The sequence below is a fragment of the Amycolatopsis roodepoortensis genome, from assembly GCF_024628825.1.
Classification (GTDB): Bacteria; Actinomycetota; Actinomycetes; order Mycobacteriales; family Pseudonocardiaceae; genus Amycolatopsis; species Amycolatopsis roodepoortensis.
On sequence record NZ_CP102415.1, the window covers coordinates 7692566 to 7713724 of the forward strand.

General features: G+C 69.9%; 22 protein-coding genes. 18 read left to right on the top strand and 4 right to left on the bottom strand.

All coding sequences use genetic code 11. The features are described from left to right. Window positions 1–29: 29 nt before the first annotated feature. From NQK81_RS37050 to NQK81_RS37060, 3 genes are read right to left on the bottom strand one after another with little or no spacing between them, the layout of a single operon-like run. Window positions 30–512: a poly-gamma-glutamate biosynthesis protein PgsC/CapC gene (locus NQK81_RS37050; RefSeq protein ID WP_257485190.1), complete on the bottom strand. Its 483-nt coding sequence runs from the start codon at window positions 510–512 to the stop codon at window positions 30–32. Continuing rightward, window positions 512–1693 (bottom strand): poly-gamma-glutamate synthase PgsB, encoded by a 1182-nt coding sequence (gene pgsB, locus NQK81_RS37055; protein WP_257485191.1) that lies wholly within the window; start codon window positions 1691–1693, stop codon window positions 512–514. Before pgsB ends, NQK81_RS37050 begins: the two co-directional genes overlap by 1 nt. Continuing rightward, on the bottom strand, window positions 1690–4047 hold the full coding sequence (locus NQK81_RS37060) for a hypothetical protein (protein ID WP_257485192.1): 2358 nt from the start codon (window positions 4045–4047) through the stop codon (window positions 1690–1692). The genes pgsB and NQK81_RS37060 overlap by 4 nt, the downstream gene beginning before the upstream one ends. Window positions 4048–4232: 185 nt before the next feature. Here NQK81_RS37060 and NQK81_RS37065 point away from each other — a divergent pair, with 185 nt between their 5' ends. The 18 genes from NQK81_RS37065 (at window position 4233) to NQK81_RS37150 (ending at window position 19655) form a co-directional block, all read left to right on the top strand. After that, window positions 4233–5138 carry a hypothetical protein gene (locus tag NQK81_RS37065; protein WP_257485193.1) on the top strand — a complete coding sequence of 302 codons (906 nt, stop codon included), beginning with the start codon at window positions 4233–4235 and terminating at the stop codon, window positions 5136–5138. A gap of 79 nt (window positions 5139–5217) precedes the next feature. Beyond that, window positions 5218–6759: a signal recognition particle protein gene (ffh, locus tag NQK81_RS37070; protein WP_257485194.1), complete on the top strand. Its 1542-nt coding sequence runs from the start codon at window positions 5218–5220 to the stop codon at window positions 6757–6759. 3 nt (window positions 6760–6762) lie between these two features. Beyond that, window positions 6763–7836: an amidohydrolase family protein gene (locus NQK81_RS37075; protein ID WP_257485195.1), complete on the top strand. Its 1074-nt coding sequence runs from the start codon at window positions 6763–6765 to the stop codon at window positions 7834–7836. A 45-nt stretch (window positions 7837–7881) separates the two neighbouring features. Then, window positions 7882–8631: a CPBP family intramembrane glutamic endopeptidase gene (locus NQK81_RS37080; protein ID WP_257489920.1), complete on the top strand. Its 750-nt coding sequence runs from the start codon at window positions 7882–7884 to the stop codon at window positions 8629–8631. Window positions 8632–8689: 58 nt separating this feature from the next. After that, entirely contained in the window at window positions 8690–9508 is an 819-nt protein-coding gene (locus NQK81_RS37085) for a CPBP family intramembrane glutamic endopeptidase (RefSeq protein ID WP_257485196.1), read from the top strand. A gap of 157 nt (window positions 9509–9665) precedes the next feature. Beyond that, window positions 9666–10112 (top strand): 30S ribosomal protein S16, encoded by a 447-nt coding sequence (gene rpsP, locus NQK81_RS37090; RefSeq protein ID WP_005154724.1) that lies wholly within the window; start codon window positions 9666–9668, stop codon window positions 10110–10112. Beyond that, window positions 10109–10348, top strand: a complete 240-nt coding sequence (locus NQK81_RS37095) for an RNA-binding protein (protein ID WP_003103110.1) — start codon at window positions 10109–10111, stop codon at window positions 10346–10348. The genes rpsP and NQK81_RS37095 overlap by 4 nt, the downstream gene beginning before the upstream one ends. A gap of 16 nt (window positions 10349–10364) precedes the next feature. Further along, window positions 10365–10877, top strand: a complete 513-nt coding sequence (gene rimM / locus NQK81_RS37100; protein WP_257485197.1) for a ribosome maturation factor RimM — start codon at window positions 10365–10367, stop codon at window positions 10875–10877. Further along, window positions 10877–11641 (top strand): tRNA (guanosine(37)-N1)-methyltransferase TrmD, encoded by a 765-nt coding sequence (gene trmD / locus NQK81_RS37105; protein WP_126733414.1) that lies wholly within the window; start codon window positions 10877–10879, stop codon window positions 11639–11641. The genes rimM and trmD overlap by 1 nt, the downstream gene beginning before the upstream one ends. Window positions 11642–11824: 183 nt before the next feature. After that, entirely contained in the window at window positions 11825–12193 is a 369-nt protein-coding gene (rplS, locus tag NQK81_RS37110) for a 50S ribosomal protein L19 (protein ID WP_005154717.1), read from the top strand. A gap of 31 nt (window positions 12194–12224) precedes the next feature. Then, window positions 12225–13175 (top strand): signal peptidase I, encoded by a 951-nt coding sequence (gene lepB, locus NQK81_RS37115; protein ID WP_257485198.1) that lies wholly within the window; start codon window positions 12225–12227, stop codon window positions 13173–13175. A 58-nt stretch (window positions 13176–13233) separates the two neighbouring features. Continuing rightward, window positions 13234–14013 (top strand): ribonuclease HII, encoded by a 780-nt coding sequence (locus NQK81_RS37120; protein ID WP_192742363.1) that lies wholly within the window; start codon window positions 13234–13236, stop codon window positions 14011–14013. Continuing rightward, window positions 14010–14333 (top strand): DUF2469 domain-containing protein, encoded by a 324-nt coding sequence (locus NQK81_RS37125; protein WP_003096226.1) that lies wholly within the window; start codon window positions 14010–14012, stop codon window positions 14331–14333. The genes NQK81_RS37120 and NQK81_RS37125 overlap by 4 nt, the downstream gene beginning before the upstream one ends. A gap of 230 nt (window positions 14334–14563) precedes the next feature. Further along, window positions 14564–14950: a YraN family protein gene (locus NQK81_RS37130; protein WP_126733412.1), complete on the top strand. Its 387-nt coding sequence runs from the start codon at window positions 14564–14566 to the stop codon at window positions 14948–14950. Continuing rightward, window positions 14951–16462 (top strand): YifB family Mg chelatase-like AAA ATPase, encoded by a 1512-nt coding sequence (locus tag NQK81_RS37135; RefSeq protein WP_257485199.1) that lies wholly within the window; start codon window positions 14951–14953, stop codon window positions 16460–16462. After that, on the top strand, window positions 16459–17598 hold the full coding sequence (gene dprA / locus NQK81_RS37140; RefSeq protein WP_257485200.1) for a DNA-processing protein DprA: 1140 nt from the start codon (window positions 16459–16461) through the stop codon (window positions 17596–17598). The genes NQK81_RS37135 and dprA overlap by 4 nt, the downstream gene beginning before the upstream one ends. Window positions 17599–17703: 105 nt before the next feature. Next, window positions 17704–18699, top strand: coding sequence for a tyrosine recombinase XerC (locus NQK81_RS37145; RefSeq protein ID WP_257485201.1), 996 nt, complete (start codon window positions 17704–17706; stop codon window positions 18697–18699). A 107-nt stretch (window positions 18700–18806) separates the two neighbouring features. After that, on the top strand, window positions 18807–19655 hold the full coding sequence (locus tag NQK81_RS37150) for a FliA/WhiG family RNA polymerase sigma factor (RefSeq protein ID WP_126733408.1): 849 nt from the start codon (window positions 18807–18809) through the stop codon (window positions 19653–19655). Window positions 19656–20180: 525 nt separating this feature from the next. Here the strand turns inward: NQK81_RS37150 and NQK81_RS37155 are convergent. Then, complete coding sequence (locus NQK81_RS37155) at window positions 20181–20786, bottom strand: murein hydrolase activator EnvC family protein (protein WP_257485203.1); 606 nt, start codon at window positions 20784–20786, stop codon at window positions 20181–20183. Between the last annotated feature and the right edge of the window lie 373 nt (window positions 20787–21159).

Consider the following 21159-nt stretch of genomic DNA (forward strand, 5'->3'; position numbering starts at 1 on the left):
GGTACATCTTCAGCTCCGCCACCAAGACCTCACAACGTGGGGACCAGCCCGACCAGCACTCCGCTGATCAGGATCGCGTAGCAGGCGAGGCTGACTCCGGTGGTGGCGAAGATGGTCGCCGCCGGAGGCTGCCGGACGAGTTGGTAGGCCACCAGGCCGGGCACCACGAAACCCAGGGTCTGGTGGACGAACAGCAGCGGGAAGTCGGCTTGGAGGACGAGCAGCAAGGTCGTCTGCAGCACGACCCCGAGCAGCACCACCGCGGCGAACAAGCGCTTGCCGTAGAGGATCACCACGCGTTGCAGCACCTTCGTGCCCGCGTACGTCAGCGCGGTCATCAGCACGATGATCGCCGCTCGCCGGAAGTCCTCGACGATGGTCAAGGCGATCCATCCTGGCGTGATCATGCCGCCGGGGGACAGGTTGGTCGTGAGGTAGCAGACCAGTGACAGCAGCAGTCCGATGGCGAGCCCGATGGTGGCGACCTCGGCGGAGAGGGAGGTGGTGAGCATCAGGAGGCGACCGTTTCCAGTTTGGCGAGTTCGTCGATGAGCAGTTCGCCCTGTCCGTGGATGTTGCCGATGGCGACGAGCGACGCCTGCCGGTCGATGCCGCCGATGATCCCGCGCAGCAGTTCTTCGGGCCGCCGTGAGCCGCCGAGGTCGACGACCCGGTCGTGCCATTCGTTCGGGATCGCGGTCCGGGCGCTGCGGGTCGGGTCGCCGATCAGCACCACGCGCTCCGGGGCGATACGGGGGATCAGCGCGCCCATCTGGCCGTTGCGCTCGACCCGGTCGGGGCGGCAGTTGATGATCACGTGCAGCGGATCGGCGATCGCGCCCTGGGCACGGAGCTGGTCGATGTTCATCAGCGTCGATTCGGGGTCGTTCGCGGCGAAGACGTTCGCGAACCGCAGTCTGCGCCGCCCCGCGCGGTAGTGGTGGACCTGGAGGACACCGGGGTCCGGCGGTGCGGCCCACATGCCTTCGAGCGCCAGCCCCCGGTTGACCTTGAGCAGGTCGGCCACGGCCAGCGCGATCGCCACGTTCTCCTTGAACGTGATCCAGCTGAACCCGCGCATCTCCTCGTCGGTGACCGATTCGGGGTCGACGGCGATCAGACGGCAGTTCCGCTTGTCCGCCTCCTCCTGCAGGATCGCGAGCCGGTCCTTCTCCGCGGTGAGGCAGATCCCGCCGACCGGCATCGAGCGGCTCAGCGAGCGGGCCACGTCGTCCAGCGTCGGGCCCATCTCGGCGAGATGATCCTCCCGGACGTTGCAAAGGACGCCGATGGTGGAGCGGATCAGCTTGCTCTGGTTGATCTCCTGCAGGTCCGGCATCACCGCCATGCATTCGATCACCAGCGCGTCCGGCCGGTACGCGGCGGCGCGGCGGACGATGCCGATCTGCTCGACGACGTTGGCGATGCCGAACTTGCGGTAAACCGGTTCTTCACTGCCGTCGGGGTGGATGAAACGGGCCGCGGTTCCGGTGGTCTTCGCGGCTGTCACCAGGCCGCCGCCGCGCAGTGCGCCCGCGCAGAGCCGGGTGATCGACGATTTGCCGCGGATGCCGTTGACCAGTACCCGCGTCGGGATGCTGTGCAGGTTCCGGTAGTGGTTGCGTTGCTCGAAGATCCCGGCGACCAGCATCGCCACCGACGCGGTGAGCAGCACGAAATAGAGAAACGTCACTTCGGGTTCCGGCCTTGTTCGACCAGCCGCCTCGGCGGCTTTGGGGGTTCGTGCCGTCGCACCGGGCGACGAGGTGGGAGCCGTGTTTCCGGACGGCGAACGGCGCCCGGTTCCTTGACGGCTTCCGAGGGCTTCTCCGGCAGATCCTTCACACGCCGGAGCAATTTGGTCTCGTCGGTCGCCGCACCGACCGGGCGCCGGACCTCACCGAGGCGGGCCTTGCCGTCGGTCAGCGCCTGGCGGCAGATCTCGACGCAGGACGCGATGGTGCCGATCTCGTCCTGGCGCTGCGGGTACACCACGGCCCCCAGCCCGACGCCCTTGGCGATCGGTACGGCGGATTCGGCGATCCGGCGCAGCGGCAGCACGACGACCAGCAGGTGCCAGGCGTACGACATCAGCGCGACGACGGCGGTGAGGAGCGCGGCGACGCGGGCGCCCGCCCGCACGGTGTTGTCCGCGACGCCGAGCGAGCCGATCGGCTGTTCGGCGACGACGACCCAGTTCAGTGCGGCGGCGTTGCCGTCGTCGGCGAGGCGCTCGGCCGCCACGAGGGTCGTGGCGGTGGTTTCACGGGCGTCCTCGCCGGACCGCGCGGTCGTGATGTTCTTGACCAGTACGGGATCCGTGAGCTCGGAGAAGGCGAAGTAGCCCTCGGTGTCGGCGATGGTGCGCTTGCCTTCGTCGACCACCCGGACGCGCCCGCCCGCCGACTCGAGCACCGAGGCCATCCGCGGCACGTCGAATTCGCCGACCAGGACGTTGGCCGAGTTCGGCACGCGCGCGAAGGCGTAGACCACGGGCACCCGGCCGCTGGTGTTGTGCTGGCGCAGACCGGCACCGTCGGGGAGCTTGCCCGGATCGCGCAGGGAGTCGCGGCCCGCCCGTTGGAGTTCCGCGCCTTCGGCGTCGGCGAGGTAGACGCTGCGGAACCGGCTTTCGCTCGTGGCGAGCCGGTCGAGCATGCCGTGCAGCTGGTCCGGCTTCTTGTCCGCGCTGAGCCGGGCGACGGCCCGCAGGTCGCCGAGCCCCTGGGAAAGGCTGCGGCGCAAGGTGTCGGCCGTATGGGCGACCCGGTCGCCGTACTCGCTGAGCATGCTGGGCGAGACGGCGGCGTGCTGGCGGCCGAGCGTCGCGGCGACGGCGACCGACCAGCCGAGCAGCATCAGCGAGACGAGCGCGATGACGAGCTGGGCGGAGAGGAACGGCTTGAGTTTGCCGCGGGGCCTGCGCCGGCCGAGCTTCGCCCGATAGCGCTCGACGGCCCGGGTCAGCCGGTTCACTTCGCGGATGCGGGACTGACGGACCGGCCGGTCGAGGACGCCCGCCGCGACGGCGAGCGCGTCGGCGCGAAGGCGCAGGATCGGGTTGACCAGCGCGCGGCGCAGCAGCACGAAGCCGGCGATGGCGATCACCAGCAGCGCGGCCGCCGGGATCAGCCCCGGCCAGCGCGCGGGTACCGGCTCGACCGGGAAACGGCTGAGCGTGACGGCGGCCAGCCCGAGACTGCCCTCGATACCGTCCGAGGCGACCGGCGCGAAGGCCACGACCGGCGCCACCCGCCGGTCCGGCTTGGCCGGGTCGGCCCCGGGGTCACCGGTGAACACACCCGACTCCCCGGCGGCCGCGGCGTCGCCGGCGCGAGCGAGGAGGTCATGGGCGGTCCGGTCGTCCTTGGGCGCCTCGGTGCCGTGAGAGTGGAGCAGCGTGCCGTCGGCCGTGACCAGCCTGAGCTGTTCTTTGATGTCCTTGTCCAGCTCCGGCGCCGCCCCGCGCAGCACGGTGGAGACGACGAGGAGCCGTCCGGCACGGGCCCCGGAGAGCGGGAGCGCGGTGAGGACGAGCGGAGTGCCGCCGGGACGGGCGATCGGGCGGACCGTGAGCTTCGGGACGGCGATGCCCCGGAGGTTCTCGACGGACACCGGCTCGCCGTGCGTCGCCAGTACCTTCTGCGCGGCGGGATCGAAGACGACGATGCCACGCCAGTCCGGGTAGGTCTCGCCGAGACGGTCTAGGACGGCGTCGTCGTCGGTGTTGTCGAACACTCCGGAGCCGGTCGCGACCTGCAGGTCACCGGCGGCGGTGGTGGCCGAGGTGGCCAGCGCCTGCGCGAGGGCGGCGGTCGCGCGCCGACGGCTTTCGGTGACCTCGTCCGGGACGACGTCGGCCGCTTTCGCGCCGAGCGCCGAAAACGGCCCGGCCGTGGACAGGTGGAGAGCGGTGAAGGCGGTGATCATCAGGAGCAGGACGAGGCTCGTCGCGGACGCGACCTTCACGCCGCGCGGGAAGCCCGCCTCCGGGATCTGGTCGCGAAGCCGCGCCACCGGATCGAGCCGGTCCTTCTGCCGAGTCACCTGACGCCAGGCCTTTCAGTTTTACGATCGGGGAGATCGCTGCCCGGTGGGGCGGTAGCGGAACCTGCACCCGATCGGGTTACGGGCAGATATCGAAACTGCCGTCGGTGACGGTACAACTCACCTCAAAGGGGTGAAAGCGCGGCATAGGCTACCTATTCGAGTGAGTCGGTAGGCTTCGAGTGGTGATCAGCCGAAACCGGATGTGGCTCAGCGTGATCAGCGTGGGCGTCGCGCTGGCCTTGGTGCTGACAGTCGTGCTGGTCCTCGGCGACGACGAGCCACCGAAGCCCCCTCCCGTTCCGGAGAACGACCTGGGTGCCGCTGTCGCCAACCTCACGTCCGGGCTTTCCGCCGAGCAGGACTACCGCTCGCCGAAAGCCGACGAACGTCGTTTGGCCGCCGCCGGCTTCGGCGCGCTGATGGACCGCGCGGAGCCGGCCGATCTCGAGAAGCTCGGGTTCTCGGTGCGAGACGGGGTGGACCCGGAGACCGGGCGGCGGTACACGATCGCCACGAACGAGCCCGGGACCGAGCGGGCGTGGGGGATGTATCTGATCGACCGCTCGGCTCCGCCCTCACTGGTCATCGAGGTCCCGCATCCCGCGTCCGACCTCCGGACGGAGCTGTTCGGACTCGACTACTTCCGTCAGGTGCCGGGCGCGGTGCTGCTGATCGCGGGCGCGCACCGAAAGGCCGACGACGGTCAAGCCGACGTAGCGCACGAGGTGGATTCGGTGTTCCACGCGGTGGCCGCCACGCTCGCCGGGCGGGGGATGACGCAGGTCCAGCTGCACGGCTTCGACGACCAGAACATGCCGGACGACGACATCGTGCTGTCGTCCGGTGCGTCGGCGGCGGGGGATCCCGTCCGGCGCGCGGCCGACCGGCTCGAAGCGGGCGGATTCGCCGTCTGCCGGGCGTGGACGTCGTCGTGCGGCGCGCTGGAGGGGACGAAGAACGTCCAGGGCAAGGCCGCGGCCGAGGACGGGACAGCCTTCCTGCATGTGGAGATGAGCCGCACCGTCCGCGAGGCCGGCACCACCGGCGTGATCCGTGCCCTCACCGAAGCAGACCTCCGCAGGCCCTGAGCCGTCCGTACCGACTACCCTGGAAAGCCGCCGGTCCGTACCGGCGAGCCACAACGACCCAGCTGGAGCGTGCACACCCGTGTTCGACACCCTCTCCGATCGGCTCACGTCCGCCCTGCAGACCCTGTCTCGCAAGGGCAGGCTCTCCGACGCCGACATCGACGCCACCGCGCGCGAGATCCGGATCGCGCTGCTCGAGGCGGATGTCGCGCTGTCTGTGGTCAAGGACTTCATCGCCCGGATCAAGGAGCGCGCCAAGGGCGCCGAGGTGCACGGCGCGCTGAACCCGGCGCAGCAGGTCATCAAGATCGTCAACGAGGAACTCGTCACCATCCTCGGCGGCGAGACCAGGCGGCTCACGTTCGCGAAGAACCCGCCGACGGTCATCATGCTCGCGGGTCTGCAGGGTGCCGGTAAGACGACGCTCGCGGGCAAGCTCGCGATGTGGCTGAAGAAGCAGGGCCACGCGCCGATGCTGGTCGCGTGTGACCTCCAGCGCCCCAACGCGGTCACGCAGCTGCAGGTCGTCGGTGAGCGGGCAGGCGTCGCGGTCTTCGCGCCCGAGCCCGGCAACGGCGTCGGCGACCCGGTCGACGTCGCCCGCCGCGCCATCGACGAGGCCAAGCGCGCCCAGCACGACATCGTCCTGGTCGACACCGCCGGCCGTCTCGGTGTCGACGAAGAGCTGATGAAGCAGGCCGCGGACATCCGCGACGCCGTCTCGCCGGACGAGACGCTGTTCGTCGTCGACGCGATGATCGGTCAGGACGCGGTCACCACGGCCGAGGCGTTCCGCGACGGCGTCGGCTTCACCGGTGTCGTGCTCACCAAGCTCGACGGTGACGCCCGCGGTGGTGCCGCGCTGTCGGTCCGCCAGGTCACCGGCCAGCCGATCCTGTTCGCCTCCAACGGTGAGAAGCTCGAGGACTTCGACCTCTTCCACCCGGACCGGATGGCCAGCCGGATCCTCGGCATGGGCGACGTGCTCAGCCTCATCGAGCAGGCCGAGCAGCATTTCGACCAGGAGAAGGCCGAGCAGACCGCCGCCAAGCTCGGCAGCGGCCAGCTCACCCTCGAAGACTTCCTCGAGCAGATGCTCGCGGTCCGCAAGATGGGCCCGATCGGCAACCTGCTCGGCATGCTGCCCGGCGCCGGGCAGATGAAGGACCAGCTCTCGCAGGTCGACGACAAGCAGCTCGACAAGCTGCAGGCGATCATCCGCGGGATGACTCCCGCCGAGAGGGCCGATCCGAAGATCATCAACGCGTCGCGCCGGGTCCGGATCTCGAAGGGTTCCGGTGTCGCCGTCCGCGACGTCAACGACCTGGTCAACCGCTTCTTCGAAGCGCGCAAGATGATGGCGCAGATGGCCGGCCGGTTCGGCTTCGGCGGCGGAGGCGGCGGCAGCAAGAACCGCAAGGGCAAGAAGGGGAAGAAGGGCAAGGGGCGCGGCCCCACGCAGCCCAAGGTCCGCGGCGGGTTCCCCGGCGGCATGCCGATGCTGCCTCCGGGCGGGATGCCGGGCGCCGGCGGCGGGATGCCCGACCTCTCACAGCTCGGCGGCATGAACGACGTACCCGGGTTCGACCCGAAGAAGTTCAAGCTGCCGAAGGACAAGTAGCCCGTGGAGGCGCTGCACCTGGCCGGCGTCGTCCTGCCGGACGGCGAGCACCGCGAGCTGTGGGTCACCGGCGGCCGGATCACCACCGAACCGGTCGCCGGAGCGGAAACCGTGGTCCGGGAAGGCTTTCTGGTCCCCGGACTGGTCGACGCGCACTGTCACCCCGGCATCGGCGTCGGTGGCGCGACCACGCTCGAAGAGGCGGCCGAGCAGGCGATCACCGATCGCGACGCCGGGACGCTGCTGATCCGTGACTGCGGCCTGCCGATCGACGTCCGGCCGCTGCAGGAGCGGGCCGATCTGCCGCGGATCATCCGCGCCGGACGGCATCTCGCCCTGCACAAGCGCTACATCCCCGGCCTCGGCATCGAACTCGAAGACCCTTCCGAGCTGCCGAAGGCGGTCGCCGAGCAAGCGCGTGACGGCGACGGCTGGGTCAAACTCGTCGGCGACTGGATCGACCGCGGAGCCGGCGATCTCGCGCCGCTCTGGCCCGACGACGTCCTCGCCGAGGCCATCGCCGCCGCGCACGCCGAGGGCGCCAAGGTGACGGCGCACGTGTTCGGCCAGGCCGCGTTGCCCGGCCTGATCGACGCGGGGATCGACTGCCTCGAACACGGCACGGAGCTTTCGGCGGACCAGCTCGGCGTCCTCGCCGAACGCGGGATCGCGCTCGTGCCGACGCTGATCAACATCGAGAACTTCCCCGGTATCGCGGACAAGGCGGGCAAGTACCCGGTGTACGCCGACCACATGCGGGCGTTGCACGCCGGCGTGGGGGAGATGGTCTCGACGGCGATCGAGGCGGGTGTGCCGGTGTACGCGGGAAGCGACGCGGGCGGCATGGTCGAGCACGGCAGGCTCGTCGACGAGATCGAGGCGCTGCACAAGGCGGGCATGTCCGCGGAGCAGGCGCTGGCTTCGGCTTCGTGGGCCGCCCGCGAGTGGCTGGGCGTGCCGGGAATCGTCGACGGCGCTTCGGCCGATCTGCTGGTCTACCCGTCCGACCCGCGTGAGGATCTCGCGGTACTCCGCCATCCGAGCCACATCGTCCTGCGTGGCAAGATCTACGCCTGACCCGACTCCACCGGTGACCGGAGCGGCACTTAGCGTGGAGGCGTGGTGGACGACGGGCAGGCTCGCGAGCGTTTGGTGCTCGGAGCGCACTGGGGCTTCGTAGCGTTCTTCGCGGGCATCGCCGGATACCACCTCGTCACGCTCGTCATGAGCTTCCTGATGTCAGGCCGCTTCGGCGGTTACGACCCACTCGAACTCCGTGACGTCGGCCCGCTGCTGATCCTCGCGTTCCTGCCCACCCTCGTGCTCGGACTCGGCCCGGCGGTCGGCTCTCGAGTGTGGGGCCAAGGACTTCGCGCGGACTTCGGGCTCAAACCCACCTGGCGCGACGTCCGCATCGGGCTCGCCTGCGGGGCCGCCGCGCTCGCCGCCGGCTACCTCCTCAACCTGCTCCTGCTCGCCGTCTACGGGACCGACAGCGACGACCGGACCTTCTCCGACGTCTCACCCGGTCCGATCACCGAGCTTTCGGGCACCACCGAGGGCGACACGGTCTGGCTGGTGCTGGCCGCGGTCATCGTCGTCCTCGCCGCTCCGGTCACCGAAGAACTGCTCTTCCGCGGCACGCTGTGGAACGCCATGGGCTTCCATCGCCTGCCCTCGTGGGTGATCCTGCTGGTCACCGCGCTCGTGTTCGCCCAGTTGCACGGCGAGGCCGCGCGCACGATCGCGTTGTTCGGCCAGGGCATCGCCATCGGTCTCGCCCGCTATCTCTCCGGCCGGGTGAGCGCGTCCGTGATCGCGCACGCGGCCAACAACCTCCCACCGGCTGTATTGCTCTTCGCGGCGAGGTGATCGCCGGTCCAGGCGGCTAGAGTCTTTGAGTAACCGAACGATCACCGGAGGGATCGGCGTGACCGTATCTCAGCCCAGGGAGCCGATCCCCGAGGCCGCGCCGCCGGATGAGCTGACCGAAGAAGTCATCGCCGGAGGTGAGGTGGCCGCGCCCGACACGCCACCGCCGCATCGCTGGGGGTTCGGGGCCTTCCTCCTTGTGGAAGCCGTCCTGCTGGCGTCGGCGGCGTTCATCAGCGTCCTGCTCGGCGACGTCCAGCCCGGTCAGCCCCTGCCGATGCGCATGGTGCTGCTGGGCACCATGGTGCCGACGATGATCGCCGCCGGGGTCGCGCTGCTGATCACCCGCCTGCGCGGCAACGGCCCCTTCGCCGACCTGCGGATCGGCTGGAGCTGGGCCGACGTCAAGGTCGGGCTCAAACTCGGCGTGCTCGGGCTCGGGTTGACCTCGCTCGCCGCCTACGTCTGGACGCAGGTCGTGGGCAACGAGAACGCGACCTCGGCGATCAGCGCGCTCGTCGAGGACCGGCGGATGTCGATCTCGGCGGCCGTCGTCATGTTCATCTACCTGTGGCTGGTCGGGCCGATCTGCGAGGAGATCATCTACCGCGGCCTCCTGTGGGGCGCGGTGGAACGGCTGACGTGGCGCACCGAACGCTGGGGGAGGATCGCGGCGTTCCTGGTCTCCACGGCCGTTTTCGCGGCGAGCCACCTCGAACCGCTGCGCACCACGTTGCTGCTGGTGATCGCGATCCCGATCGGGCTGGCCAGGGTGTTCACCGGACGGCTGCTCGGCAGCGTGGTCGCCCACCAGGTGAACAATTTCCTCCCGGCCGTGACGATCCTGCTGGCCTCGCTCGGGATAGCCGCGTTCTGACAGCCTACTAGCGTCTGGCAGAATGTACGCTTGCCTGCTTTGGCCGGACCCTCTCACCGCGCCCGAGCTCACCCTTCGGGTGTGCGCAGCCGTGTCCCCACTCGGCTGGCGTGCGCCTTCCACATGCATCAGAGAGAACTGAGGAGTACCCACACCCGTGGCCGTCAAGATCAAGCTGCAGCGTCTCGGCAAGATCCGTGCGCCGTACTACCGCATCATCGTCGCCGACGCGCGCACCCGCCGTGATGGCAAGGCCATCGAGACGATCGGCAAGTACCACCCCAAGGAAGAGCCGAGCTTCATCGAGGTCGACACCGAGCGGGCCCAGCACTGGCTGTCCGTCGGCGCCCAGCCGACCGAGCCGGTCCAGCGCATCCTCGAGATCACCGGTGACTGGCAGAAGTTCAAGGGCCTCCCCGGCGCCGAGGGCACCCTGAAGGTCGCCGAGCCGAAGCCGTCGAAGCAGGACCTGTTCAACGCCGCGCTCGCCGCCGCCGGTGACTCGGCCTCCGCCGAGGCCACCACGCCGAAGAAGAAGTCCGCTCCGAAGAAGGCCGAAGCCGACAAGGCCGAGGCCGCCGAGGGTGACAAGGCCGAGGCGTGAGCTTCCTCGCTGACTCCCTCGAGCACCTGGTGCGCGGGATCGTCGACAACCCGGACGAGGTCCGGGTCGAGCTGCTGACCACGCGTCGTGGCCGCACGCTCGAGGTGCACGTGCACCCCGACGATCTCGGCAAGGTGATCGGCCGGGGTGGCCGCACGGCGACCGCCCTGCGCACCGTCATGGGCGGCATCGGTGGCCGCGGCGTCCGCGTGGACGTCGTCGACACCGATCGCTGACCAAGGACTGAACGGGATGGACGTCGTAGTCGGCCGGATCGCCAAGGCGCACGGAATCCGCGGGGAACTCGCGGTGGACGTGCGCACGGACTCGCCGGAACAGCGGTTCGCGGTCGGTTCGGCCGTCACGACGAAGCTGCGTGACGGCAGCAGCAGAGACCTCACCATCGCAGCCGCCCGCGAACACAGCGGGCGGCTGCTGGTGCGTTTCGAAGAGGTGCTGACCAGGGACGCCGCGGAGACCCTCCGCGGCGCGCTGCTCATCGCCGACACCTCGACGCTGCCGCCGACCGAAGACCCCGACGAGTTCTACGACCACGAACTCGAAGGCCTGCGGGCCGAACTCGCCGACGGCACGGTCGTCGGCAAGGTGCTCGAAATCGTGCACTCGCCCGCCGGCGAGCTGCTGTCGATCGAACACGACGGACGCGAGGTGTTGGTGCCGTTCGTGAAGGCGATCGTCCCGGCGGTCGACGTCCCGGGCGGCCGCGTGGTCCTCGACCCGCCGGAAGGCCTGCTGGACGCCTGATGCGCCTCGACGTCGTCACGATCTTCCCCGAATACCTCGACCCGCTCCGCGCCGCGCTGCTCGGGCGCGCGATCGACCGCGGCCTCATCGAGGTCGGCGTGCACGACCTGCGGGACTGGACGCACGACGTCCACCGCGCCGTCGACGACGCGCCGTACGGCGGCGGGCCCGGCATGGTGATGAAACCGCAGATCTGGGGCCCCGCCCTGGACGACGTCTGCGGCGAGAACACCCGCCTCGTGGTCCCGACCCCCGCCGGGCGGCCGTTCACCCAGGCCATGGCCCACCAGTACGCCGCCGAGGAGCACCTGGTGTTCGCGTGCGGCCGCTACGAGGGCATCGACCAGCGGGTGATCGACGACGCCGCGCGGCGGATGCCCGTCGACGAGGTCTCCATCGGCGACTACGTGCTGGTCGGCGGCGAGGCCGCGGTGCTGGTGATGGTCGAGGCCGTCGTCCGGCTGCTGCCCGGAGTCCTCGGCAACGCGCGCTCCGCCGAAGAGGACTCGTTCTCCGACGGGCTACTCGAAGGCCCCAGCTACACCCGGCCGGAAGTCTGGCGCGACCTGGCCGTCCCGGACGTCCTGCGCTCGGGAAACCACGCGCTGATCGACCGCTGGCGCCGTGACCAGGCGCTGGAACGCACCGTGCGGCGCAGGCCCGAACTGATCGGGCAACTGCCGGAAGGTAGTCTCGACAAGCACGATCTCCGTGTCCTCGAGCGGTTGCACGAGGACACGGGCCAGGCCGGGTCGAACGCCTGAGACCTGGTCTGCAATACTTGACAGGTTGGCGTGAGTGGACGCGCGAAACTTGATTGGTGCTGTCAGCGCGAATCAATGCCGCGAGGTCCGCCGGAACGCCATCAGCCCCCGGGTAGGTCGCAGTGCCCGACACTGCGCGCCCAAGCTGCACGTAAGCCATACGAAGACGAGGACGGACCACCGATGAACACCCTGGACGCGCTGGACGCGCAGTCACTGCGTTCCGACATCCCGGACTTCCGACCGGGCGACACGCTCAAGGTTCACGTCCGCGTCATCGAGGGCAACCGCGAGCGCAACCAGATCTTCCAGGGCGTCGTGCTGCGTCGCCAGGGCGGCGGCATCCGCGAGACCTTCACGGTCCGCAAGGTGTCGTTCGGCATCGGCGTGGAGCGCACCTTCCCGGTGCACTCGCCGAACATCGCCGAGGTCGAGGTCTTCAAGCGCGGTGACGTCCGCCGGGCGAAGCTGTACTACCTCCGCGAGCTGCGCGGCAAGGCCGCCAAGATCAAGGAACGCCGCGAAAACCGCGAGACGACCTCCGCCAAGTAGGTAGCCGCACGGTTACCGGTAACCTGGCGTCGTGGTCGAACCCGTGTCCCAGAACACCTCCGAAGACGAGCCCGATCGCCCCGATGAGGAGCGCCCTACCAGGGCCTCCCGGCGGGGCCGGTCCGGCTCCAAGAAATTCGGCAAGGTCAACAAGAAGCGGTCGTTCTGGAAGGAACTGCCGATCCTGATCGTCGTGGCACTCGTGCTGACGATCTTGATCCAGCAGTTCCTCGCCAAGGTCTACATGATCCCCTCGGGGTCGATGGAGACCACGTTGCACGGCTGCGCGGGATGCACGGGCGACCGGATCCTGGTCGACCGGATCACGTACGACTTCACCGATCCCGGCCCGGGCGACGTGGTGGTCTTCAAGGGACCGCCCGCCTGGGTCGGCGAGATCGACACGCCGGAGTCCAGCAACATCTTCGTCACCGGATTCCGCACGCTGGGTTCCCTGATCGGGTTCGCACCGCCGGACGAGCGTGACTTCGTCAAGCGGATCATCGCGACCTCCGGGCAGACGGTGCAGTGCTGTGATCCGCAGAACCGCGTGATCGTGGACGGCAAGGCGCTCGACGAGCCGTACATCCACTGGGAACCGGGTTCGCAGGTGGACGAGAGCGGCAAGCCCGTCCAAGACACGTTCGCACCGGTCAAGGTGCCTGCCGGTTACGTCTGGGTGATGGGCGACAACCGCAACAATTCGAGTGACTCACGGCGCCAGGGCGGCGGCGGGGTCAACGGCGCGATCCCGGTCGAGAACATCATCGGCAAGGCACGGGTCATCGTGCTCCCGCCCGGCCGCTGGGGTGGCGTTTCGGACCACAACCCGCAGGCGAACGCCCAGCCGGTGGCGCTCGGTGCGCCTGCCTGGCAGCAGGGGCTTCCCCTCGGCGTCGGTGTCGCCGCGGCGTGGCCCGTGCTCTTCCTCGGCAGGCGGATGTCGGCTGGAGTGCGCAAGGCGGTCGACCGGAGGCGGTAAGGCCTTGAGAGTTCCTGTACCGCTCACACCGGCCGAGCCGCTTCGGCCGCCGCGGGCAGTGGTGCGTGGCGACCTCTTCTGGGGGTTGCAGGGTGCGCTGGACCGGCGAGGCCTCGGGCCCGTCGCCGGAGTCGACGAGGCAGGGCGCGGTGCTTGCGCCGGCCCGCTCGTCGTTGCCGCCTGCGTCCTGCGTCCGGGTGACGCCGCACGCCTGCCCGAGCTCACCGATTCGAAGGTGCTCACGGCCAAGGCTCGCGACCGGGTGTACGACCGGGTCGTCCAGCGTGCCGTCGACTACTCGGTCATCGTCATCCCCGCGGCCGAGATCGACCTGTTCGGCATCCACGTCATGAACCTCGAAGGCATGCGGCGCGCCGTCTCGGCGCTGCGGACCACGCCCGGCTACGTCCTGACCGACGGATTCCGCGTGTCCGGGCTGCCCGCCCCGAGCATCCCGGTGCTCAAGGGGGACAAGGCCGTCGCGTGCGTGGCGGCGGCGTCCGTGCTGGCGAAGGTCACCCGGGACCGGATCATGGGTGACCTGCACGACGTCCACCCGCACTACGGTTTCGACGTGCACAAGGGCTACAGCACCACCGACCACAGCGCGGCACTGAACACCCACGGTCCGAGCCCGGTCCATCGCTGGTCGTACACGAACGTGGCCACCGCGGCGGCCGCGCACCGCGTCCCACCACCTCATCCGGTGGTCCTGACCGTCGCGGCACTGGAAAACCCGAGCGTGCCGATACGTGCCCTCGGCCCGTACGTGGGTAACAATGAACGCTCCGCCGCTGGAACAGCAGCAAAATCGCGAGGAGGGGCGCGGATTTCATGAGCGCAGAGGATCTCGAGAAGTACGAGACCGAGATGGAGCTCTCGCTTTACCGCGAGTATCGCGACATAGTCGGCCAGTTCTCGTACGTGGTGGAGACCGAGCGGCGGTTCTATCTGGCCAACGCCGTCGACGTGCAGGTGCGCGACGGCGGCGGTGAGGTGTACTTCGAGGTCCGCATGTCCGACGCGTGGGTCTGGGACATGTACCGGCCCGCGCGGTTCGTCAAGCACGTCCGGGTCATCACGTTCAAGGACGTCAACGTCGAAGAACTCGACAAACCGGATCTCCGGCTGCCGGAAGACGGGCCGTTCTCCGGCTGATCTTCGGAAGTACGTGAAGGCCCCCTTCAGTGCATGAAGGGGGCCTTCACGTATCTCCGGGCCGCATAGCACAGCCCACCGACGATTCCGGCCGGTGAGCTCCCGCGACGGCCCAACCATCCACAACACCCCAGTTGTCCACAGGCGGCGGAATCAGCCCTGTCCACCGCCCCCTCACCCTGGCAGCGTCGATCCCACACGCACCGTGACGATCGCTGAGGGGGATCGAGATGACGAGCACGGCCGAACAGCCGTCCGCCGGGACACCACATATCGAACTGGGCCGATGGGGCGAGGAGCTCGCGGTCCGGCATCTGGAAAAGACGGGCTATGTCGTCCTGAGCCGTAATTGGCGTTGCCGCGACGGCGAGCTGGATCTCATCGCGACCGACACCAAACGCCTCGTCTTCTGCGAGGTGAAGACGAGGACCGGGGTGGGTTTCGGCACGCCCGCCGAGGCGGTGACCCCGGACAAGGCGGACCGCATCCGCCGCCTCGCGTACCAGTGGCAGCGGCAGTTCATGCTCCGCTGGTGCCCCGTCCGCTACGACATCATCGCGATCGTCGCCAGGCCCGACGCCAAGCCCAAGGTGCGGCATATCAAGGCGGCGTTCTGAATGGCGCTGGCGAGGGCCTGGTCCGTCGCGTTGCTCGGCGTCGAAGGCAGGATGATCGAGATCGAGGCCGACATCGGCGGCGGCTCGCCGAAGGTGACGATGGTCGGACTGCCCGACACCGGGCTGAAAGAGGCGAAGGACAGGGTCCGCTCCGCCGTCCGCAACTCGGGGCGGACCTGGCCGGACGAGCGGGTGATCCTCGGCCTGTCGCCGGCGAACCTGCCGAAGGTGGGATCCGGTTACGACCTGGGGATCGCGGCGGCGATCATGGCCGCGACCGGATCTGTTCCCGCCACGAAGCTGCTGAACACCGTGCTGCTCGGCGAACTGGCCCTGGACGGCCGCGTGCGGGCGGTCCGCGGGGTCCTGCCAGGGCTCCTGGCGGCGCGCAACGCCGGATATCGGAGGGCGGTGGTCCCCGCCGAGTCACTGTTCGAAGCCGCTCTCGTGGACGGCTTGGAGGTCGGCGGGGTAGCCCGGCTGAGCGAATTCGTGGACTGGCTCAAGGGCGAAGGACAACTCACCCGTCCCGAGCCTTCTGCCGTCCAAGAGCCACCACAGGTGCCCGACCTCGCGGACGTCGTCGGACAGCCGGAAGCGCGATGGGCACTGGAGGTGGCCGCGGCAGGCGGGCATCACTTGCTCATGACCGGACCGCCCGGGGTGGGCAAGACGATGCTCGCCAAACGCCTACCCGGCCTCCTCCCGCGGCTGACCGCCGAAGAGTCGTTGCAGGTCACAGCGATCCATTCGATCGACGGTTCGCTTTCGCGGTCCGCGCCGCTCGTCACCGTGCCGCCGTTCGTCGCGCCGCATCACTCGATCAGCGTGCCCGCCCTGATCGGCGGAGGAAGCGGCCTCGCCGTGCCCGGCGCGATCAGCCGGGCGCACCGGGGGATCCTGTTCCTCGACGAGGTGTGCGAATTCGGCCCGGAACGGCTGGAGTCGCTGCGCACGGTGCTCGAAGAGGGCGAAGTGCGGATCGCCAGGGTCAAGGGCGCCGTGCGATATCCGGCGCGGTTCCAACTGGTGCTGGCGACCAATCCCTGTCCCTGCGCTCCGGCGAAGGACGCCGACTGCACGTGCTCCGCGACCGTGCGGAGGCGCTACTTGAGCCGACTCTCCGGGCCATTACTCGATCGGGTGGATCTGCGGGTTCGGCTGCGCCCGCTTTCCGCGCTCAGCGCGCACCTGAGCGAGCCGCCCGAAGCGTCGGCGGCCGTCCGGGAGCGAGTGCTGGAGGCACGCGAGCGAGCCGGAAAACGCTGGGCCGAGCAAGGCTGGCTCACGAACGCCGAGGTGCCCGGCCCGGCACTGCGCCGTGAGTTCGCGCTGCCGTCGCAGGTCACGGCGTTGCTGGACCGCGCGTTGGAGCGAGGCGCGATCACCGCGCGCGGCGCCGACCGGTGCCTTCGCATCGCCTGGACGCTCGCCGATTTGCAGGGCGCCGACAAGCCGGAGGCGGACGAGGTCGCGGCTGCCCTGAACTTCCGAGAGCGGTCATCCGGATGAGTGAACTCGACGCCGAGCGCATCGCCCGGTCGTATCTCCTGCGTGTGGCCGAGCCACCGGCACCCGCCTTGGCCGATTTCGTCGGTGACATCGGCCCCGTCGCCGCCGCGGAACGAGTGCGGAGCGCCGAGTGCCCGCCGAAGGTGCGCGACGAGACCGCCGCGCGGCGAGCGCACGACTACGCCGAGCGAGATCTGGAGCGGGCCGAGGCAGGCGAGGCCCGCCTCGTCATCCCGGAAGACGACGAATGGCCGGCCTGGCCGTTGCTTTCGCTGGCCGTGGCGCAGAGCAGGGGCGTGTCCGGCGCGGCACCTCCGCTGGCGCTGTGGGTACGCGGCCCCGCGAGGCTCGACGAGGCCGTGGACCAGGCGATAGCGATCGTCGGTGCCCGCGCGGCGACCGGGTACGGCGAGCACAACGCGGCCGAGGTGGGCTACCACCTGGCGAGCCGGGGGATCCCGGTGTTCTCGGGGGCGGCGTACGGCATCGACGGCGCGGCCCACCGGGGCGCGCTGAGCGCGGGCGGCACGACGGTCGCCCTGCTCGGCTGCGGCGTCGACGTCGGCTATCCGGCCCAGCACGCGACCTTGTTGCGCTCCATCGGGAAGACCGGTGCGGTGGTCAGCGAGTATCCGCCGGGCACCACACCCGCGAGGCATCGCTTCCTGGTCCGGAACAGGCTCATCGCGGCGCTCACGGAAGGGACCGTCGTGGTCGAGGCGGGCAGGCGCAGCGGCGCGCGGAACACCGCGGCGACGGCCGGAGCGCTCGGCAAGGTCGTGATGGCCATGCCGGGGCCGGTGTCCTCGGGGATGTCCGCCGGCTGTCACGCGCTGATCCGCGAAGGCGAGGCCACGCTGGTGACCTCGGTCGACGAGATCCTGGAGACGGCGGGACGGTTCGGGGCACCGGGAGCGGATCCGTCGAAACCACGCCGCCGCACCGATCAGCTCGGTCCGGAAGCGCTGCGAGTGCACGACGCGCTGTCCGATCGGTCGGCGAGGCCCGTGGAACGGATCGCCGCCGAGTCGGGCATCCCGGTCGAACGTGTCCGTTCGTTGCTTCCGGCACTCGAACTCGACGGCTTCGCGGAAAGAGGTGACACAGGGTGGCGAAGACGCGCCGCCAAGACCTGACTGGCCTACACCTGAGACGCCATCCCGGCACGATCCGACCACGGACACCGCAACAGGGTGCGGCGATACTTGACCATCCGCCGTACATCGCGCAGCGTGATCGGCATGCCGTCGACCGAAGGTCCCCACGGCACGGGGAAACGCGCCCGCAGACCCGATCTGCGAGCCGCCCGTGCCGCGCTGCCGGAGCCTGTCCGGAAGCTGATCGACGACTACGAGCGGCACCTTTCCCTCGAACGCGGGCTGTCCGCGCATACGGTGCGTGCCTACCTCGGCGACGTGGTGTCGCTGATGGGTTTCGTGGACGCGAACGGTGGCCGGTTCTCCGACCTCGACATCGGGGCGCTGCGTGGCTGGCTCGCCCGGCAACGCGAGGAAGGGGCCAGCCGGACGACACTGGCGAGGCGGGCCGCGGCGGCTCGCACCTTCACCGCGTGGGCCCATCGAGGCGGGGCGCTCGCGTCGGATCCGGGCGGGCGGCTGGTAGCTCCGCGCGCGCACCGCAAGCTTCCCGGGGTCCTCCGCGCGGAACAGGCCAGCGACGTCATGCGCTTCTCAGCCGCCGGTGCCGAACAGCGCGAACCGGTGGCATTGCGGGACAGTGCCATCGTGGAACTGCTCTACGCGACCGGCGTGCGGGTCTCGGAACTGTGCGGGCTGGATGTGGGCGACGTCGATTTCTCCCGCCGGGTCGTGCTCGTGCTGGGCAAGGGCGGCAAGGAACGCGTCGTGCCGTTCGGCGTGCCCGCCGAAGCGGCATTGCGGGCTTGGCTGGACGAGGGCAGGGGAAAGCTCGCCGTCGAAACCAAGGGATCGGGGGAAGCGGCGCTCTTCCTCGGGGCACGGGGAGGCAGGCTCGATCCGCGGGCGGCCCGCCGCGTCGTCCACGACGCCGTCGGTTCGGTGCCGGGCGCGAACGACATGGGCCCGCACGGCCTGAGGCATTCCGCGGCCACTCATCTGCTCGAAGGCGGCGCTGATCTTCGGAGCGTTCAGGAACTGCTTGGTCACGCTACGCTGGCCACAACGCAGCTCTACACTCATGTGACCGTCGATCGGCTGAAGGCGATCCACGACCGCGCGCACCCCCGGGCCCGATGATGCCGGGGAGGACTCGGCAGGTGACCCGGCGGCCCGAACCGGCGGCGCACGCGCATCCGCACGAGCACGGAGAACACGCTGAGTCGCATGCTGAGAACGGCGGCCCGATGACCGCCGACCCACATGTCACCGAAGCCGCCGGGAAACACCGCCCCGGCGGGGACGGTCCTGCCGTCGCGCCCGAAGCGCGGACCGGCTACGAAGTGGACGCCGGGATCCAGGCGCTGTGGCGGGAGTTCACCGAGTCCCCGGACCAGATCGTGCGCGACCGGCTCGTGCTGCACTACGCCCCGCTCGTCAAGTACGTGGCCGGCCGGGTCGGCACCGGCCTGCCGACCCACGTCGACGTCGGGGACCTGATCCAGTCCGGGATCTTCGGCCTGGTCGACGCGATCGAGAAGTTCGAACCCGCCAGGGGCCTGCGGTTCGAGACCTACGCCATGCAGCGCATCCGGGGCGCGATCCTCGACGACCTGCGCTCACAGGACTGGGTCCCCAGAGCGGTGCGCAGCAAGGCCCGCGAAGCCGAGCGCGCCCTGGAACGCCTCGGCGCCCGGCTCAACCGCACCCCGACCGACGCCGAACTCGCCGCCGAGCTGGAAATCAGCGTCGACGACCTGCGCGAGTTCTACGGCCAGATGCAGCTGACCAGCGTCATCGCCCTGGAAGACCTGGTCGCCGCGGGCAAGGACAGCGGCTCCCTGGTCGACACCCTGCCCGACGACGGCGCCGTCGACCCGGTGGCCGTCCTGGTCGACCAGGACAACCGCCGCCAGCTCGCGCAGGCGATCGCCCAGCTCACCGAACGCGACCGGATCGTGGTCGGTCTCTACTACTTCGAAAGCCTGACGCTCGCCGAGATCGGCAAGGTCCTCGGCGTCACCGAATCGCGGGTCAGCCAGCTGCACACCCGCGCCGTCATGCGGTTGCGCGCCAAACTGGTCGAGCAGGCCTAGCCGCCGTCCGGTTCGGCGGCCGGTCAGCCGATTCGCCGCCTGATCCCAAGGTTCCGCAACTGCTTCAGGTGAGCTGCGAAGCCCGCCTCGCTACGGCGCCGTGGTTCTGGGACCCCTCTCTCGCGGGCTTGTTTCGCACGCTCCGCCGCCGGACGACACCTGTGCCTGGACGGACGACACATGTGTTTGGAAGGACGGCGCGTGTGTCCAGGCGGGCGGCGCGCGTGCCTGGGTGGACGACGCGTGCGTGTGGGGACGGAACACGCGGTGCGGAGCCGCTCGGCGTGATCGCTCCCTGATCACGCGTGTTCGGTCTTCAATCACGCGTGGCCCGTGCCTGGACACGCGAGTCACGCCGATCTGCCCAGTACGGAGACAAGGGCGAGGAGCACCGCGCCAGGGCGCGAAGGCAGGACCGCAAGGCCAACCTGGCGAGCCCGGAAAGCCGTTACCGCCGAGCCCGGAAGGCCGGTACAGCCGACCCGGAGGCAAGCGGGCATCGCCGCCTGAACTCGCAGCGGTCATTCAGTCTCCTTCCCAGGGTTTGAGGCGGATTTCTGACGGTTCACCGATCAACGTGAGCGGGTCGACGTACTCCTCGCCCCGCCGGACGCCGAAGTGCAGGCACGCCGGCTCCGGGCAGCCCGGGTGGCCCGCCGCGAGCGTGCCGAGCACCTGGCCCCGGTGGACCTGATCACCCGCGGTGACCGTCGGGGCGAGCGGTTGGTAGGTGGTGCGCAGGCCTCCGTCGTGATCGATCGACACCACTCCGCGGCCCGCCACCTGGCCGGCGAACATCACCACTCCCTCGGCGGCCGCGAGGACGTTCGCGCCCGGGGGTGCGGCGAGGTCGACGCCCCGGTGGCCGGGGCCGTACGGCGTCGAGGGCGGCTCGAAGTACCTGGTGACGCTCGGTGCCGGCGAGAGCGGCCAGGAGAGGCGCCCCTGCGGGGTGGGCGCCCCTCTCGCCGTCCCGGGCATCGCCGCGGACGTGAGGATCGCGAGCACGGTCGCGAGGATCGCCAGGCGGGGAAGGCGCCGGGCGTGCCCTGGGCGGCGGTGCCTGCCGCCGGTGCGGTCGATCGCGAAGGAATGCCTGGTGACAGGGCGGGATGAGGTCGTCGGTGTCATGTGTTCCAGGTTGGGGGTACGGCGTGGCGGGCAGGGCGCGCCGGTGGAATCTGTGGATAACCGAGGTGGTTGTGGACAACCCCTCTCATCAGGGGCTGCCGGTGCGGTACCCGGTGGCGACAGGGAGTAGACTCTTTTGCGCGGTCCGCGGCAGCGGACTGACTTCGCGTGCACGTGCGCGCTCCCGATGGCCGATCTCCTCACGGAGGGTCAGGACAGCCGGGGGCACACGGCCCGGCGGTCCCTGGGGTATTTCGCTCCCGGGTCCGGGCCCGAGCATCGGCACCAGGGCGATCGGCCACCCGGCCGAGAGCGACGAACCGAGCAAGCGCGTTCCGGCGGAGCCGGGCGCGCACGACACAGAAGAGGTTGA

What these genes read in the sequence shown, in the direction of transcription:
- NQK81_RS37050 (WP_257485190.1), bottom strand. Translation starts at nt 512, where the DNA reads ATGCTCACCACCTCCCTCTCCGCCGAGGTCGCCACCATCGGGCTCGCC.
- rimM (WP_257485197.1), top strand. Translation starts at nt 10,365, where the DNA reads ATGGACGTCGTAGTCGGCCGGATCGCCAAGGCGCACGGAATCCGCGGG.
- trmD (WP_126733414.1), top strand. Translation starts at nt 10,877, where the DNA reads ATGCGCCTCGACGTCGTCACGATCTTCCCCGAATACCTCGACCCGCTC.
- rplS (WP_005154717.1), top strand. Translation starts at nt 11,825, where the DNA reads ATGAACACCCTGGACGCGCTGGACGCGCAGTCACTGCGTTCCGACATC.
- NQK81_RS37125 (WP_003096226.1), top strand. Translation starts at nt 14,010, where the DNA reads ATGAGCGCAGAGGATCTCGAGAAGTACGAGACCGAGATGGAGCTCTCG.
- NQK81_RS37130 (WP_126733412.1), top strand. Translation starts at nt 14,564, where the DNA reads ATGACGAGCACGGCCGAACAGCCGTCCGCCGGGACACCACATATCGAA.
- NQK81_RS37135 (WP_257485199.1), top strand. Translation starts at nt 14,951, where the DNA reads ATGGCGCTGGCGAGGGCCTGGTCCGTCGCGTTGCTCGGCGTCGAAGGC.
- dprA (WP_257485200.1), top strand. Translation starts at nt 16,459, where the DNA reads ATGAGTGAACTCGACGCCGAGCGCATCGCCCGGTCGTATCTCCTGCGT.
- NQK81_RS37145 (WP_257485201.1), top strand. Translation starts at nt 17,704, where the DNA reads ATGCCGTCGACCGAAGGTCCCCACGGCACGGGGAAACGCGCCCGCAGA.
- NQK81_RS37150 (WP_126733408.1), top strand. Translation starts at nt 18,807, where the DNA reads ATGACCGCCGACCCACATGTCACCGAAGCCGCCGGGAAACACCGCCCC.
- NQK81_RS37155 (WP_257485203.1), bottom strand. Translation starts at nt 20,786, where the DNA reads ATGACACCGACGACCTCATCCCGCCCTGTCACCAGGCATTCCTTCGCG.